The 15827-nt window shown below is 67.4% G+C and carries 11 protein-coding genes and 3 pseudogenes; 11 read left to right on the top strand and 3 right to left on the bottom strand.

Annotated elements, in window-relative coordinates; all coding sequences use genetic code 11:
* Positions 1-49: 49 nt before the first annotated feature.
* On the bottom strand, positions 50-781 hold the full coding sequence (locus tag G6N24_RS19625) for an NYN domain-containing protein (RefSeq protein ID WP_085162746.1): 732 nt from the start codon (positions 779-781) through the stop codon (positions 50-52).
* A complete protein-coding gene (gene trmB, locus G6N24_RS19620; RefSeq protein ID WP_085162745.1) occupies positions 778-1599 on the bottom strand; it encodes a tRNA (guanosine(46)-N7)-methyltransferase TrmB in 822 nt (273 codons plus the stop codon). The genes G6N24_RS19625 and trmB overlap by 4 nt, the downstream gene beginning before the upstream one ends.
* A 145-nt stretch (positions 1600-1744) precedes the next feature.
* Between trmB and G6N24_RS19615 the strand changes: the two genes are divergently transcribed.
* The 7 genes and pseudogenes from G6N24_RS19615 to G6N24_RS26120 form a co-directional block, all read left to right on the top strand.
* A complete protein-coding gene (locus tag G6N24_RS19615) occupies positions 1745-2833 on the top strand; it encodes a hypothetical protein (RefSeq protein ID WP_085162744.1) in 1089 nt (362 codons plus the stop codon).
* A complete protein-coding gene (locus G6N24_RS19610) occupies positions 2830-4338 on the top strand; it encodes a hypothetical protein (protein WP_179963447.1) in 1509 nt (502 codons plus the stop codon). The genes G6N24_RS19615 and G6N24_RS19610 overlap by 4 nt, the downstream gene beginning before the upstream one ends.
* A gap of 250 nt (positions 4339-4588) precedes the next feature.
* Complete coding sequence (locus G6N24_RS19605) at positions 4589-6409, top strand: phosphoenolpyruvate carboxykinase (GTP) (protein ID WP_085162742.1); 1821 nt, start codon at positions 4589-4591, stop codon at positions 6407-6409.
* 141 nt (positions 6410-6550) lie between these two features.
* Positions 6551-7859, top strand: a pseudogene (locus tag G6N24_RS19600) (ISL3 family transposase).
* Between the two features lie 506 nt (positions 7860-8365).
* Positions 8366-8635: a type II toxin-antitoxin system Phd/YefM family antitoxin gene (locus G6N24_RS19595; RefSeq protein ID WP_085159546.1), complete on the top strand. Its 270-nt coding sequence runs from the start codon at positions 8366-8368 to the stop codon at positions 8633-8635.
* Entirely contained in the window at positions 8632-8913 is a 282-nt protein-coding gene (locus G6N24_RS19590; RefSeq protein ID WP_085159544.1) for a type II toxin-antitoxin system RelE family toxin, read from the top strand. The genes G6N24_RS19595 and G6N24_RS19590 overlap by 4 nt, the downstream gene beginning before the upstream one ends.
* Before the next feature lie 310 nt (positions 8914-9223).
* Positions 9224-10980 (top strand): annotated as a pseudogene (locus G6N24_RS26120) (IS1634 family transposase); the annotation flags it as partial.
* A gap of 95 nt (positions 10981-11075) precedes the next feature.
* Here G6N24_RS26120 and soxR read toward each other — a convergent pair.
* Positions 11076-11339, bottom strand: a pseudogene (soxR, locus tag G6N24_RS26115) (redox-sensitive transcriptional activator SoxR); the annotation flags it as partial.
* 80 nt (positions 11340-11419) lie between these two features.
* Here soxR and G6N24_RS19565 point away from each other — a divergent pair.
* Genes G6N24_RS19565 through G6N24_RS19550 form a run of 4 tightly spaced genes read left to right on the top strand, consistent with a single transcriptional unit; the run spans position 11420 to position 15688 of the window.
* Positions 11420-12133 carry an SDR family NAD(P)-dependent oxidoreductase gene (locus G6N24_RS19565; protein ID WP_085159869.1) on the top strand — a complete coding sequence of 238 codons (714 nt, stop codon included), beginning with the start codon at positions 11420-11422 and terminating at the stop codon, positions 12131-12133.
* A complete protein-coding gene (locus tag G6N24_RS19560) occupies positions 12130-13311 on the top strand; it encodes an S-adenosylmethionine:tRNA ribosyltransferase-isomerase (protein WP_085159871.1) in 1182 nt (393 codons plus the stop codon). The genes G6N24_RS19565 and G6N24_RS19560 overlap by 4 nt, the downstream gene beginning before the upstream one ends.
* A complete protein-coding gene (fadD4, locus tag G6N24_RS19555; protein ID WP_085159873.1) occupies positions 13214-14731 on the top strand; it encodes a fatty-acid--CoA ligase FadD4 in 1518 nt (505 codons plus the stop codon). The genes G6N24_RS19560 and fadD4 overlap by 98 nt, the downstream gene beginning before the upstream one ends.
* Before the next feature lie 3 nt (positions 14732-14734).
* Positions 14735-15688 carry an enoyl-CoA hydratase/isomerase family protein gene (locus G6N24_RS19550; protein ID WP_085159875.1) on the top strand — a complete coding sequence of 318 codons (954 nt, stop codon included), beginning with the start codon at positions 14735-14737 and terminating at the stop codon, positions 15686-15688.
* Positions 15689-15827 lie beyond the last annotated feature (139 nt).

The following is a 15827-nucleotide window of genomic DNA, read 5'->3' as shown; positions in this document are numbered from 1 at the left end:
GGATCGTTAGCGACCCGCGGATTGCTTTTTGGTTGTCACACGTCGGCTGTCACACCCGCGCGGTCAGCAGCGAAGACAACGGCCGGAACGGCTGCAGCCAAGCGCCCTGCTCAGGCAGCGAATCCAGGCCGATTCGCGGCAGCGGCTCCCGGAAAACACCAGCGATGTCCTCCAGGTCGACGAACTCCAAGGTATCCGACGCTAGCGCCCAACTGGCGTGTTCACGAAATCCAAGCACCTGAACGCTCACGCCGGTCCGGGCGATTTCCTCCAGCGGCTGGCGGAATGCTTGACCGTCGGCGGAAGCCACAACCAGCCCCGCGAGCCCCTCGTCTCGCCGTTGGCTGATGTGCTGGAGCATGTCGCGGTCGACGTCGCTATCCTCGTCAATCTTCGGCTTGGCGAAGACCGCGAACCCGACGTTGCGCAACGCGTCCACCCAAGGTCGAACCACTTCGGCGCTACCGGGCGCGATGTTGGTGAAGACGGTGGCCTCGGGTTCGATCCGGATATCCGGTGCCGGCGGCGCCCCCGCCGCGATCTCGGCGGTACGAGCCAGCAACCAGCGGCCCAGGGCGTCGAAACGAGGGCGTTCCAGCGCCGTCGGCCGACGGCCCAGGATGGAGCCCAGGCCCATGTCCAGGTTGGGAGCGTCCCACACCAGCAGCACACGTCCCACCCGCATGGGGAACCCGGGCAGTCCGTCGCCGGACAGCATCGACGCTGGCGTTGGCCCGAGGGGTTCAGGCGTCTCGGTGGTCACGTCTTCTGTCAGACTCATGATCCCTCTAAATTCTCGGGCCTTTGCCAGATCAATTCGGTGACGGCGCTGCCCGCTTCTTGGGCTTTCGTCTCGTATTTCGTGGTCGGACGGACCACCGAAATGGGCAGTCGGGCACCGGGGTCGACGCGGCATAGCCGCGGTTCGGCGTCGCCGGCACCGGCGATGTCCCCGGCGTAGCCGGGATGGTCGGTTGCGGCGTGCAGGACACCACCGGGGCGTAGCCGATCCGCGATCAGCGCGATCGTGGCCGGCTGCAGCAGTCGGCGCTTGTGGTGGCGCGCCTTGGGCCACGGGTCCGGAAAAAAGACCCGAACCCCACTTAATGATTCCGGGGCGATGAGGTTCGCCAGCACATCGAGCCCGTTCCCGCGGATCAACCGGATATTGCTCACCTTCTGACCGTCGATCGCGCTGAGCAACTGCGCCAGCCCCCGGCGATAGACCTCAACCGCGATGACGTCGATATCGGGCTCGGACTGTGCCATGGCCAGCGTGGCAGCGCCGCTACCGGAGCCGATCTCCAGCACCACCGGCGCGTCACGGCCGAACCAGGCGCGGGTGTCCAGCGGTACCGCGCGTGGGGAACCGGGAAGCGTGATGCCGAGCCTTGGCCAGAGCCGTTCCCAGGTCTGGCGTTGGGCATTCGAGAGGGCCGAACGCCGCGAGCGAAGGCTGGTGGTCGGCAGGTATCCCCGGGCTCGGTGTTCAGCCGGGTCCGGATCGGGCGGCTCCGGAGACGCGGTGAGGCCCGCTGCGCAGGCTTGGGGATCCATCCCCACTCCGGGTTGCGCATGCATTCGTCCATGGTGGCCCATGAACCCCCGATGTAGCCGCCCCTGGTCCAGATTGATACCCAACAGTTGTCTTCGGCTGGTAACACACAATTCCTGACTCGCGTCTCCGGGACACGGGTGTCACCATCGGTGGGACCTGCTCGGCGGCGATGCGCCGTGGCGGGGTATCCGGCAGGCGCGGGACAGGGGGCACCAGATTTTCGTTGACGAGCTGGCGAGTTTCGCCGCCGGGGGCGCTGACCAGCGGGTGAACGCGATCGCGGAGCGGGCCGGGGCGCCGCTGCGGGTGGCTGTCCACGGACGCCGGGGGGTGGGTCGCGGCACGGTGGCACGTGCCCTGGCGCGCGCCGGGATCGGATCCGGGATTCAGATGGTATCGCCGGCAACCGCGGCCGACCTGGACGTCCATGTCATCGCCGAGGTGGTCAAACCCGAAGACCGCGCCGCCATCGGGGCGGCGCGGTCTTCGGTGTTGGTGGTGCTGAACAAGGCTGATCTGACAGGCTGCCTCTCGCGCGACGCCGGGCCGGTGCCGACGGGCGGGCCGATCGCGGCCGCACGCACCCGCTGCGGGCATTTTTCCGCGCTTGTCGGGGTACCCGTCGAGCCCATGATCGGGTTGCTCGCCGTCGCCGCGCTCGACGGGCTGGATGACGCGTCATGGGCCGCGCTGCGGGCATTGGCCGCCCATCCTGACGGCATCGCCTCCCTCGAGGATTCCTACGACGGTTTTGTGACGGCCGACCTGCCGGTGCCGGCCGAGGTCCGGATGCGCGTGCTGGCCGGCCTCGACCTCTTCGGCACCGCGCTTGGCATCGCAGCGTTCCGGCAACACCGAACCCCGGAACAGGTCCGCGCGCTGTTGCGCAGGGTCAGCGGGGTCGACGCCGTCGTCGACAGGGTGCATGCCATCGGCGCCGAGGCGCGTTACCGGCGCGCGCTCGACGCCGTCGCCGAACTCGAGGCGCTGGCCGTCACGGACCAATCGCAGAGCGAGCGGATCGGCGAATTCCTTTCCCACGACGACACGGTGGTCGCCCGGATGGCCGCCGCCCTCGACGTGGCCCGGGCGGCCGGGTTGGACCCCGAGGTGGCAGCCTGCGACGACCCCGCCGCCCACCTGTCGCGGGCCGCGCGCTGGCAGCGCTACAGCCGCGGCCCGGTGAGCGAGCTGCACCGGGCGTGCGGCGCGGACATCGCCAGAGGATCGCTCCGGCTCTGGTCGCGCGCCGTCGGCGGCGGGGGGCCAGGGTGAGGGGCCGCGACGATCCGACCGCCCGGGTGGACGCGCTGATCGCCGCGATCGGGCCCCAGTTGGATTCGCCGGCCATCGACCGCCGCGACGTGGTGCTGGTGACCGGTCCGTGGCTGGCGGGGGTGAGCGGTGTGGTCGGTGTCTTGCGGGAGCGGCTGCCGCGGCACACCTTCGCCGAGGCGCCGGACCTCGGACCCGGCGCGGCGCCGGCGGCGGTGGTGTTCGTCGTCTCCGCGGCGGCGCCACTGACCGAATCGGACTGTGCGCTGCTCGACGCCGCGGTCGAGCACACCGACGCGATGGTCGGCGTGGTGTCCAAGATCGACGTGCACCGCACCTGGCGCGACGTCCTGGCCGCCAACCGCGACACGTTGGCCGCGCACGCCCCGCGGTACGGCCGGGTGCCCTGGGTTGGCACGGCCGCCTCACCCGCCCTCGGCGAACCCCGCGTCGACGACCTGGTTGCGACCGTCCGGAGACAACTCGCCGATGCCGATGTCCCGAGGCGAAACAGATTGCGCGCGTGGGAGTCCCGGCTTGAGGCGGTCGCGCAGCGGCTCGATCGAGACGCCGAGGGCCCCGGTCGGCGGGCCCGGGTCGACGCCTTGCGTCGAGCGCGCGGCGCGGCGCTGCGCCAGCGGCGCCAGTCGAAGTCCGAGCGCACCATCGCGTTGCGCGGTCAGATCCAGCAGGCGCGGGTTCAGTTGTCCTACCGTGCGCGCAGCCGTTGTTCGTCGGTGCACAGCCAGCTGCAATCCGACGCCCGGCGGCTGTCCCGGCGTCAACTGCCCGGGTTCGAGGCATATGCCCGCGACCGGGTGCGGGAGGTGGTGGCCGAGGTCGGTGAGGACACCGACAACCTGCTCGCCGAGGTCTCGGAGGTGATGGGTGCGCGGGTGGATCTGGCGCCGCGAGAGCAGCTACCGACGGTCGACGTCGCCGCCCCGCCACTGAGATCGCCGCGCCTGGAGACACGCCTGACGACGTTGTTGGGTGCCGGATTCGGACTGGGGACTGCGCTGACGCTGAGTCGGCTGGTCGCCGAGCTGGCCCCGGGATCGTCTCCCGCTCTGACCGCGGCCGGGATCGTGGCTTGCGTGGCGATCGGAGTCGCGGTCACCGCCTGGGTGGTGAACACCCGCGGACTGCTGCATGACCGTGCGCTGCTGGACCGGTGGGCGGGTGATGTGACGACCTCACTGCGGTCCGCAGTGGAGCAGCTGGTCGCCAGTCGCGTGCTGGTCGCCGAGTCGGCGCTGACCACCAGCCTGGCCGCACGCGACGAGGCCGAGAACGCTCGGGTGGCCGACGAGGTCAGCGCTATCGACAGCGAACTGCGCGACCACGCTCTGGCCGCGGCCCGAGCGGCGGCCGTGCGCGACAGGGAGATGCCGACGGTCCAGGCCGCCCTCGAACTCGTGCGTGCGGAACTGGGCGAACCGGGTATCCGTAGACCCGACGGGTGCCGGGGCGGCGAGCCGGCGGCGGCGCGGTCGGGCGATTAGGCGCTGGTAGCGGCGGAATGTGCGGATCAGATGTGAGAAGTGCGATGGCGGTCAATTCGCCGGTTTCTGACGCTTCTGAATCGTTGTTGTGAGGAGGCTTATACCCTCCTGAGACTTCCGCGACAAGTGATGCACGATAACCTGTATAAACCGCGCCACGTTGCAAACAGGTGTGTGGGCAAACACTAGGCAACATGCGTACCCAACTGACAGAAGCCGATACCTACTTCGCAGAATTCAGGAGAGTTCGATGACCTCAGCAACCGTCCCCGGTTTGGATAACGCGCCGACGAACCACCCGGGGCTGCTGTCTTGGGTGGAGGAGGTTGCGGAGCTGACCCAGCCCGACCGGGTGGTGTTTGCCGACGGCTCGGAGGAAGAATTCCAGCGGCTCTGCGCCGAGTTGGTCGAGGCCGGCACCTTCGTCAAGCTCAACGAGGAGGCGTACCCGAACTCCTACCTCGCGCTGTCCGATCCGTCCGATGTGGCGCGGGTGGAGTCTCGGACGTTCATCTGTTCCGAGCGCGAGATTGACGCCGGGCCCACCAACAACTGGATGGACCCCTTCGAGATGCGGACCATCATGACGTCGCTGTACCGCGGCTGTATGCGAGGCCGCACCATGTATGTGGTGCCGTTCTGCATGGGCCCGCTCGGCGCCGAAGATCCCAAGCTCGGGGTGGAGATCACCGACTCCGAATACGTCGTGGTCTCGATGAAGGTGATGACCCGGATGGGCACCGCCGCCCTGGAGAAGATCGGTGACGACGGTTTCTTCGTCAAGGCGCTGCACTCGGTCGGCGCCCCGCTGGAGCCGGGCCAGAAAGACGTGCCGTGGCCCTGCAGCGAGACCAAGTACATCACCCACTTCCCGGAAACCCGGGAAATCTGGAGCTACGGCTCGGGCTACGGGGGCAACGCGCTGCTGGGCAAGAAGTGCTATTCGCTGCGCATCGCGTCGGCGATGGCCCATGACGAGGGCTGGCTGGCCGAGCACATGCTGATCCTTAAGCTGATTTCTCCGGAGAACAAGGCGTACTACATCGCGGCGGCGTTCCCGTCGGCCTGCGGCAAGACCAACCTGGCGATGATTCAGCCCACGATCGAAGGCTGGCGCGCCGAAACGCTCGGCGACGACATCGCCTGGATGCGGTTCGGCAAGGACGGCCGGTTGTATGCGGTGAACCCGGAGTTCGGCTTCTTCGGGGTGGCGCCGGGCACCAACTGGAAGTCCAACCCCAACGCCATGCGCACCATCGCCGCGGGCAATACGGTGTTCACCAATGTCGCGCTCACCGACGACGGCTCGGTGTGGTGGGAGGGCTTGGAGGGCGATCCCCAGCACCTCATCGACTGGAAGGGCAACGACTGGTACTTCCGCGAAACAGAAACCACGGCGGCGCACCCGAACTCGCGGTACTGCACGCCGATGTCGCAATGCCCGATCCTGGCGCCGGAGTGGGATGACCCGCAGGGCGTGCCGATCTCGGCGATCCTGTTCGGCGGCCGCCGCAAGACCACCGTTCCGCTGGTCACCCAGGCGCGGGACTGGCAGCACGGCGTGTTCATCGGCGCCACCCTGGGCAGCGAGCAGACCGCCGCCGCCGAGGGCAAGGTCGGCAACGTGCGTCGCGACCCGATGGCCATGCTGCCGTTCATCGGCTACAACGTCGGCGACTACCTGCAGCACTGGATCGACGTGGGCAAGAGTTCCGACGAGTCCAAGCTGCCAAAGGTGTTCTTCGTCAACTGGTTCCGCCGCGGCGAGGACCATCGCTTCCTGTGGCCCGGATTCGGCGAGAACAGCCGGGTGCTGAAGTGGATCGTGGACCGCATCGAGCACCGGGCCGGCGGCCGGACGACCCCGATCGGCACCGTTCCCGCCGTCGAGGACCTGGACCTGGACGGGTTGGACGTCGACCCCGCCGACGTGGCCGAGGCGTTGACGGTCGACGCCGACGAATGGCGTCAGGAGCTGCCGCTCATCGAGGAGTGGCTGGAGTTCATCGGGGAGAAGCTGCCGACCGGAATCAAGGACGAGTTCGACGCCCTGAAGCAGCGCCTCAGCTAGCGCGAGGAGACGTAAAGTCCCCCGATTTCGGGCTCTTCTGACAGTTCCGTGGGTGGATAGCAGCGAAGTAGGGGCGCACGCCGTTGTGGCTTAAGGTTTCTGGCTTGTGAAGGGTCCGAAACCAAAGGAGCCAGCAACGACGTGCGCAATGTGAGGCTATGGCGTGCGCTGCTTGGTGTCGACCGCCGCACGGTAATCGAGGACATCGAGTTCGCTGAAGACGGCGATGGCGCGGAGTTGGTGGTGGCGCGGGTGCGCTCGCGCAGCGGTATGTCGGGCCGCTGTGGCCGCTGTCAACGCAAGGCGCCCTGGTATGACCGGGGTGAGGACCGCGGCGGTGGCGGGGCTTGGACTTGGGCACGATCCGGGTGTTTTTGGAGGCCGAGGCGCCGCGGGTGAATTGCCCCGCCCATGGGCCGACCGTGGTGATGGTGCCGTGGGCGCGTCACCATGCTGGACACACGTTTGCCTTTGATGACACGGTGGCCTGGCTGGCGGTGGCCTGCTCGAAAACCGCGGTGTGCGAACTGATGCGAATCGCCTGGCGCACCGTGGGGGCAGTCGTGGCCCGGGTGTGGGCCGACACCGAAAAGACCGTCGATCGGTTCGCCAATCTGCGTCGTATCGGCATTGACGAGATTGCCTACAAACGCCACCACAAGTATTTGACGGTGGTGGTCGACCACGACAGCGGCCACCTGATCTGGGCCGCGCCCGGACGCGACACCGCCACCCTGCGGCGCTTCTTCGACGCGCTGGGTGCCGACCGGGCCGCGCAGATCACCCATGTGTCCGCCGATGCGGCGGACTGGATCGCCGACGTCGTCGCCGAGCGTTGCCCGGCCGCGATCCGTTGCGCCGATCCGTTTCACGTGGTGGCCTGGGCCACCGAGGCCCTGGACGCCGAGCGGCGCCGGGCCTGGAATGACGCGCGGACGCTGGCGCGTACCGAGGCCAAATGGGGCCGTGGCCGGCCCGCCAAGAACACCGCGCCGCGGCGGGTCATGAGCGGGCACGGCGGCTCAAGGGTGCCCGCTATGCGCTGTGGAAAAACCCCGAAGACCTCAGCGAACGTCAAACCGCCAAACTGGCCTGGATCGCCAAGACCGATCCCCGGCTATACCGTGCCTATCTGCTCAAAGAGGGCCTACGGCACGTGTTTTCGGTCAAGGGCGAGGAAGGCAAACAGGCCCTGGACCGGTGGATCTCCTGGGCGCGGCGCTGCCGCATCCCGGTATTCGTCGAGCTGGCCGGCCGCATCGTGCGCCACCGCCAGGCCATCGACGCCGCCCTCGACCACGGCCTGTCCCAGGGACTGATCGAATCCACCAACACCAAAATCCGGGTCCTGACCCGCGTCGCGTTCGGGTTTCACAACCCCGCCGCACTGATCGCGCTGGCCATGCTCGCCCTCGGCGGCCACCGCCCCACACTGCCCGGCCGCGGCTAACACCCCACCAGGGCACCCCTGGCGGGCCCCTTCCGCAGCGTCGCCGATTCTGCGCCACCCGCGCGTCGGTGTCCATGTCGTTCCGCCTCGCTGCGCTCGGGGGGCTCCACATGGACACCTCCCACGCAGGCAGCGCCAACGAGCAACTATCGCGGAAGGGAGCAAGAAGAAACTTCCAACCCATCAACCCACGGATAGGTCAGGAGCACCCGATTTCGCCCGAAATCGGGGGACTTTACGTCTCCTCGGCGGGCGCAGCGCCGGCCGCCGTCGCCGCCGTCGCTACCGCGGCCTGGCACCCTCCCGCTCTACGGGGGGTCCGTAGGAAGCGTGCGGCGCACACACGGCTACGCAGGCTGCGCGGACTCGTGCCAGCATGTTCGCCGCGAGCCATTGGGCGTGACAAGGAAATCGCGCGCTGCACGATTATCTTGCCGACTCTCACAATAGGTTGGTGGCTAGAATTGTGGCTAGCTAAAGGCTAGTCTTCGAGCTATATTGATGGCATGAAGACGGTACCGCTGACAGAGGCTAAAGACAAGCTTTCCGCTTTGGTCGACGAGGCCGACACCACCCACGAAATCATTCAGATCACCCGGCACGGCCGCGTTGCCGCGGTCATCATGTCCGCCGACGATCTCGAGTCCCTCAATGAGACCCTGCATGCGCTGCGGACCCCAGGTATCGCCGAGGAACTCGCGCAGGCCGACGCCGACTATGCCGTCGGAAACACCGTGAGCGGCGAACAGATCCGCAAACGGTACGGCCTGAATTGACGGGCCAGGATGCGCCGTGGTCTGTCCAGCTGTCACCGACCGCCGTGCGGGCGCTCGATCGTCTGCCGCACAAGATCGCCGCGGCCATCGTTGAATTCGTCACTGGCACCTTGCCGACCGGCCCGTACCGGCTAGCCAAGCCGCTGCGATTCGAGTTGGAAGGATGGCGCGTGGCGCGCCGCGGCGATTACCGAATCACGTTCCGCGCACTCGAGGACGACCGCGTCCTCTACGTCGGCCGCATTGAGCACCGTGCCCACATCTATCGACGCCAATAAGCAACCGGTGCCACCATGTTCGCGGTTCGTCAATGTCTGGCACGTGCCGGCCACTGGCCAATCCACCACCGCATCGACCCCGGCAGCGAGCGGCGCCGCCTCGTCGCCAAACTCCAGGCTTAAGGATTGTCCGTCGCTCTCGGACCCAAGTGCCGCGCGGCTCGACAGGCTAACCCGAAGTTGCGACGGGTTCTGACGCGGAAGTGTGATGTGACCTGACGTTTCGGGTGTTGAAGCCCTGGTGTTTGTAGTCAGAATACTGGTGTGTTGTGTTGATGATCGTCGCGGTAGGTCGGTTACGATGCTTGGTATGCCGCGCAACATGGGGAAAGTCCACGTAGTCAGAGTCAAGAAGACTCATGTGGATAAGCAGGGCGGCGGCGTGACTACGAATCGGTGTATCTGCGCCGCACGTTTCGCGACGGCGCCAAAGTGCGGAACGAGACGGTGGCCAACCTGTCGATGCTGCCGGCGGCCTCGATCACCGCGCTGGAGGCGACGCTGAAGGGGCAGGCCCTGATCCCGGCGGGCAGCGAGTTCACCAAGACCCGCTCGCTGCCGCACGGGCATGTGGCCGCGGTGTCGGCGATGGCGCATCGGCTCGGGTTTCCCGCGCTGCTGGGCCCGGCCTGCCGGTCACGCGATGTGGTGTTCGCGTTGATCATCTCGCGGGTGATCCGCCCAGCGTCCAAGCTGTCCACCCTGTCACGGTGGCCCGATACCACGTTGGGTGTCGATCTGGACGTGGCGGGGGCGTCGACCGACGAGATCTACGCGGCGATGGACTGGCTGGCGCACCGCCAAGATGCGATCGAGCGCAAACTGGCCGCCAAACACCTGAGCCCGCAAGCAAACCCGCATCGGATGGCGTTGTTTGACCTGACCAGTTCGTGGGTGACCGGGCGGTGTTGTGAGCTGGCCGCGCACGGGTATTCCCGCGACGGCAAGAAGGGCTGCGCGCAGATCGAGTACGGGGTGCTCACCGACCCCGGCGGACGGCCGGTGGCGGTGCGGGTGGTGCGCGGGGATACCGCCGACCCGGTCGCGTTCACCGAGATCGTCGCCGAACTGCCCGCCACCTTCGGCCTCACCGACCTGGTGCTGGTGGGTGATCGCGGCATGATCACCTCCGCGCGCATCGGCATGCTGCGCGAACTCAACGACAACCCCGACGCCCCAACCGATTTCGGGTGGATCACCGCGCTGCGGGCACCGGCGATCGCCAAACTCGCCCGTGACGACGGGCCACTGCAGATGACCCTGTTCGACACCCAGGACCTGGCCGAGATCGTCCACCCCGACTACCCCGACGAACGGCTCATCGCCTGCCGCAACCCGCTCTGGCGGCCGAGCGTGCCCGCAAACGCCGCGATCTACTGGACGCCACCGACAAAGAGCTCGCCCGGATCAAGGACCGGGTGGACCGCGGCACCTTGTCCGGCGCCGCCGAGATCGGCAAAGCCCTCGGCAAAGTCAGCGGAAAATACAAGGTGGACAAGCACTTTGTCACCACCATCACCGACACCAGCTTCACCTTCGCACGCAACCAGGCGGCCATCGACGCCGAAGCCGCCCTGGATGGCATCTACGTGCTACGCACCAGCGTTGACCCCGACACCCTCGATGCGGCCGGCGTCGTCGCCGGCTACAAGAACCTGGCCAATATCGAACGCGACTTTCGCATCATCAAAGCCGACGACCTGGATCTGCGACCCATCTATCACCGTCTCGATCAGCGCGCGCGCACGTGCTGATCTGCCTGCTGGCCTGCTACCTCGTCTGGCACCTACGCAGGCCTGGGCGCCGCTGACCTTCACCGACGAAACACCACCGGCGCGCGACAACCCGGTCGCGCCGCGCAACGCTCCGCCGCCGCCAACGCGAAAGCCTCGACAAAACACGACGCCGACGGCAACCGCTACGCAGCTTCCGCGGCCTGCTCGACCATCTCGGCACCCTCACCCGCGACCGCATCCGCTACCACGACACCGACATCGAAATCGACAAACTCACCGAACCCACCCCGACCAACGCCGCGCCTTCGACCTCATCGACACCACCATTCCCTCACCATCGCCGCGTAGCCACCGAACAAAGCCGGCCGAGTCCAGATTGTCGCGAAGCGCCACTAGCCCCGCGATCTGACCATCAAGGCGTGCGCGCCAATCTTTGGACAAGCGCGTCCAGTCGGCGCGGGTCGGGGTGCGGCCGTCCGGCAGCTTGGCCAGCGCGGCGGCCACCTCGTCCAGGCTCAGTCCGACGTTGCGGGCAGCCCGGATGAACGCCAGGCGGCGCAGCATCTGTCGTTCGAATCGGCGCTGTCCGCCGGCCGTGCGGGACGCGGTGATGAGGCCCTGGCTCTCGTAGAACCTGATTGCGGAGGCGGCGAAGCCGCTGCGATTCGCTAGCTCGCTGACCGTGAACAAATCTGTCTTGTCCAATGCGGCTTACCTCAATCCAGGTAGGGGCTTGACTTAAAGTTAAGTTTAACTATCAGTATGGCCCCATGACCCGATTCGCGAACACCTGTCCTGTCGCTATTGTCACCGGCGCGTCACGCGGGTTCGGCCGGGCGGTGACCGCCGCTCTGCTCGACCGCGGTTGGGTGGTCGTCGGTGACGCTCGCCGCGCAGCCGAGCTGGAAACGACGGCCCGAGAGCTCAATTCGGCGAGGTTGATCGCCCTACCCGGAGACGTCACCGACGCGTCGCATCGCGACGCATTAGTCGCCGCCGCGACCAACGCCGGGCCGCTTGGCCTGCTGGTGAACAACGCCAGCCGGCTTGGGCCCAGTCCGCAACCGGCCCTCCTCGATTACCCGGCAGGCGAGTTGTGGGCCGTCTACCACACGAACGTATTCGCCCCACTCGCCCTGATCCAGGCCGCGCTGCCAGCGCTTGCCGACAACGCGGGGATCATCGTGAACCTCACCTCGGACGCGGCCGTCGAGCCCTACCCAGGCTGGGGCGGGTACGGGTCGTCGAAGGCCGCGCTCGATCAGCTCTCAGCCGTCCTGGGTGCCGAGACCCCGGCCGTGCCCGTCTACGCCTTCGACCCCGGTGACATGCGCACCGAGATGCATCAGGCCGCATTCCCCGGCGAGGACATTTCCGACCGCGCCGAGCCGGACTCCGTCGTGCCGGCGTTGCTGCGGCTTCTCGACCGCCGCCCCGCCGCCGGTCGGTACCGGGCAACCGATTTGGCCAGCGTGCTGTCATGATCCGTGCGCACACCCGGTTCCAGCGGCCACCGACCTCCGACGCCACCGAACCACCGGAGGCCCGCGGCGTCGCCCGAGACAACGTCAAACTAATGGTCGCGCGACCGTCCGGCGTCAGCCACGCCCGATTCGCCGACCTTGGCGACTACGTGCGCCCCGGTGACCTCCTGGTAGTGAACAACTCGGCGACGTTGCCCGCCGCGGTCGACGGCCGGCGTGCCGGGCAGCCGATCGCCGTTCACTTCTCCACGGCGCGCGCCGAAAAGCACTGGGTGGTTGAACTACGGCCGGGCGGCTCAGGCGTAGCGGCGACCGGATACCTGCCCGACGTCCGGGTGGGCGAGCGCATCGACCTACCAGGCGGTGCCGCGATGGTCGTCACGTCGTCCTATCCGGAACCGGGCATCGACGGCGGGCGCTTGTGGCTGGCGCGGGTGGACCTCGACGGCCGAGAAGGCGACGTTGCGTCCTACCTGGCCCGGCATGGCCGACCGATCCGATACTCGTATGTGCCGCGACAATGGCCGCTCGCCTACTACCAAACGGCATTCGCCCGGATTCCCGGCAGCGCCGAGATGCCAAGCGCGGCACGACCCTTCAGCGCCGAGCTGGTTTGCGCGCTGGTGGCCGACGGCATCGCGATCGCGCCGATCACACTGCACGCGGGAGTGTCGTCCGCGGAGTCGGGCGAGCCACCAGCCCCCGAGCCGTTTCACGTGCCGCCCGCCGCCGCGCGGATGGTGAACCTCACCCGCGCGACCGGCGGCCGGGTGATTGCCGTCGGCACCACGGTGACCCGCGCCCTGGAGTCAGCGGTGAACGCCGACGGCGTCGTGCGCCCGGCCGTCGGCTGGACGGATCTGGTACTAGGCCCGGGCCGCCCCTGCCGGGTGGTCGACGGCCTGATCACGGGATGGCACGACGCCGGGGCGTCGCACCTGCTCCTGCTCGAGGCCGTTGCGGGCCCGGATCTGGTCGCGCTGGCGTATCGGGAGGCCGTCGAACACGGGTATCTCTGGCATGAATTCGGCGACAGTGCCCTGCTGCTGCCATCGTCGGACAGCGACGTACAGTCGGCCCATGCAGATTCGCCCGTATGTCGGCGCCGACAAACCTGCTGTCATCCTGCACCCGTCGGGGACGGTCATCAGCTTCGACGAGCTGGAGACCCGGGCTAACCGGCTGGCGCATCGGTTCCGCCGGGAGGACCTGCGCGAGGGCGATACCGTCGCCATCCTGATGGAGAACAACGAGCACATCCACGCGGTCATGTGGGCGGCTCGCCGCAGCGGTTTGTACTACGTTCCGATCAATACCCAGCTGACCCCGGCCGAGGCCGCCTACATCGTGGATAACAGCGGCGCCAAAGCGATCATCGGGTCGGCGGCGCTGCGCGACACCTGCGCGGGCCTGGCCGAACATTTGCCGGGCGGACTGCCGGGCCTGTTGATGATCGCCGACGCAGACCAGCCGGGCTGGGAGCGCTACCCGGAATGCGTTGCGGACCAACCCGACACGCCGATCGACGACGAAATCGAGGGCGACCTGCTGCAGTACTCCTCGGGCACGACCGGTCGGCCCAAGGGGATCAAACGCGAATTGCCGCACGTACCACCGGATCAGGCGCCGGGCATGATGTCGGCCCTGGTCGGGTTCTGGATGGACCCCGACTCCGTGTATCTAAGCCCGGCACCGCTTTACCACACCGCACCGTCGGTGTGGTCGATGAGCGTCCACGCCGGGGGCATCACCACGGTGGTCATGGAGAAGTTCGACGCCGAAGGAACGCTCGACGCCATCGCGCGCCATCGGGTCACCCACGCCCAATTCGTACCGGCCATGTTTGTCCGGATGCTGAAACTCCCTGAAGCGGTGCGTAATTCGTACGACCTTTCCAGCCTCAAACGGGTGATGCATGCGGCCGCGCCGTGCCCGGTGGAGATCAAGATGCAGATGATGGATTGGTGGGGACCGATCGTCGACGAGTACTATGCGTCCTCGGAAGCGATCGGGTCTACGCTGATCACCGCGGAGGACTGGTTGGCGCATCCGGGGTCGGTCGGCAAACCCGTTCTCGGCGGGGTGCACATCCTCGGGCAGGACGGCAGCGAGCTGCCGCCGGGCCGGGTGGGCGAGATCTATTTCGAGGGTGGATATCCCTTCGAGTACCTGGGCGATCCGTCGAAAACCGCGGCGTCGCGCGACAAGCACGGCTGGGTGACGGTCGGCGACGTCGGCTACCTCGACGACGAGGGCTACCTGTATCTGACCGACCGGCGGCACCACATGATCATCTCCGGCGGCGTGAACATCTATCCGCAGGAAGCCGAGAACCTTCTGGTCACCCACCCGAGGGTGCTGGACGCGGCGGTGTTCGGGATTCCCGACGACGAGATGGGCCAGCAGGTCATGGCGGCGGTCCAGACCGTGGATCCGGCCGACGCCACCGATCAGCTCGCCGACGAGCTGCTGGCCTGGTTGCGAGATCGCCTGTCGCACTTCAAGTGTCCGCGGTCGATTGCGTTCGAGGCCCAACTGCCGCGCACCGACACCGGAAAGCTCTTCAAGAACGGGCTAGTCGAGAAGTATTCGGTGTGACCCATGCTCCGCGTGGTAGACCTGTCGAACGCGCCGGATGCCGGTGTCGATACGCCGCCGGGCCTAATCGTCGCGTATGGGCCACTTTCCGATGAATCCTGGTTGAACACTGCGACTTTCACCCTGACCGAGCAGCCGTGCACCGACCGGCGGGTGGTCACCGTGGACTCGGTGCCCGTAGCCCTGGCCGAGCTGTCGAAGCGCTGTCAGCGCTGGCCGCACGCCAGTGCCGTGTGCGACGACGTGCTGCGCGCGGTCGACCCCGATGGCGAGACGGTGGCTTCGGTGGTGACCGAGTCGCTGGGCTACTCGACCTTGCAGGCCGGACCGGAATTCGCGCGTTGGCTCGCCGAGCGCGGCCCGGCCCACGTGCCTGACAGCGCCAATCCGGTGCTGGCCGAACGCGACGGTGCCATCCTGCGCATCAAATTCAACCGGCCGCAACGCCACAACGCGTTTTCCAACGCTGCGTGCGCCGCGCTGCTGGAGGCGCTCAACGTCGCGGTGCTGGACCGGTCAGTCACCGGAATCGTGTTGAGCGGCGAGGGGCCATCGTTCTGCAGCGGCGGGGACCTCGCCGAGTTCGGCAGCTTCGCCGACCCGCCGAGCGCGCATGTGGCCCGCACTCGGCACAGCCCGGCCCTGGTGCTGGACGCGCTCACCGCCCGGTTCGGCCGGGCTTGCCGCGCTCAGGTGCACGGTCAGGTATTGGGCAGTGGGTTGGAGATGGCAGCGTTTTGCGGATGGGTTGAGGCAGAAGAGGATTCGGTGTTCGGTCTGCCGGAGTTGAGGCTGGGACTTATTCCCGGAGCCGGCGGTACCGTCAGCGTCACACGCCGGATCGGCCGCTGGCGCACGGCATATCTGGTGCTCTCCGGTGAAACGATCGACAGTGACACCGCGCTGGCCTGGGGACTGGTAGACGCCGTCACACCGAACACCGAGCACCAAACCTAGTGACCCCGGGAACGATGCTGATGTCGTACCCCTACCCGTCGCTGTTCGGTGCGACGTCAAGTTCGTCACATCAGTCACACCAGATTCCGTGGGTTGCGGTGTTCGTTGTGCCCACCTCCCAGTACCCCCGACTCAGGGA

This window comes from Mycobacterium lacus, from assembly GCF_010731535.1.
Lineage (GTDB): Bacteria > Actinomycetota > Actinomycetes > Mycobacteriales > Mycobacteriaceae > Mycobacterium > Mycobacterium lacus.
The sequence above is the reverse complement of the archived record's forward strand: the minus strand, read 5'-3'. Positions and strand labels throughout refer to the sequence as shown.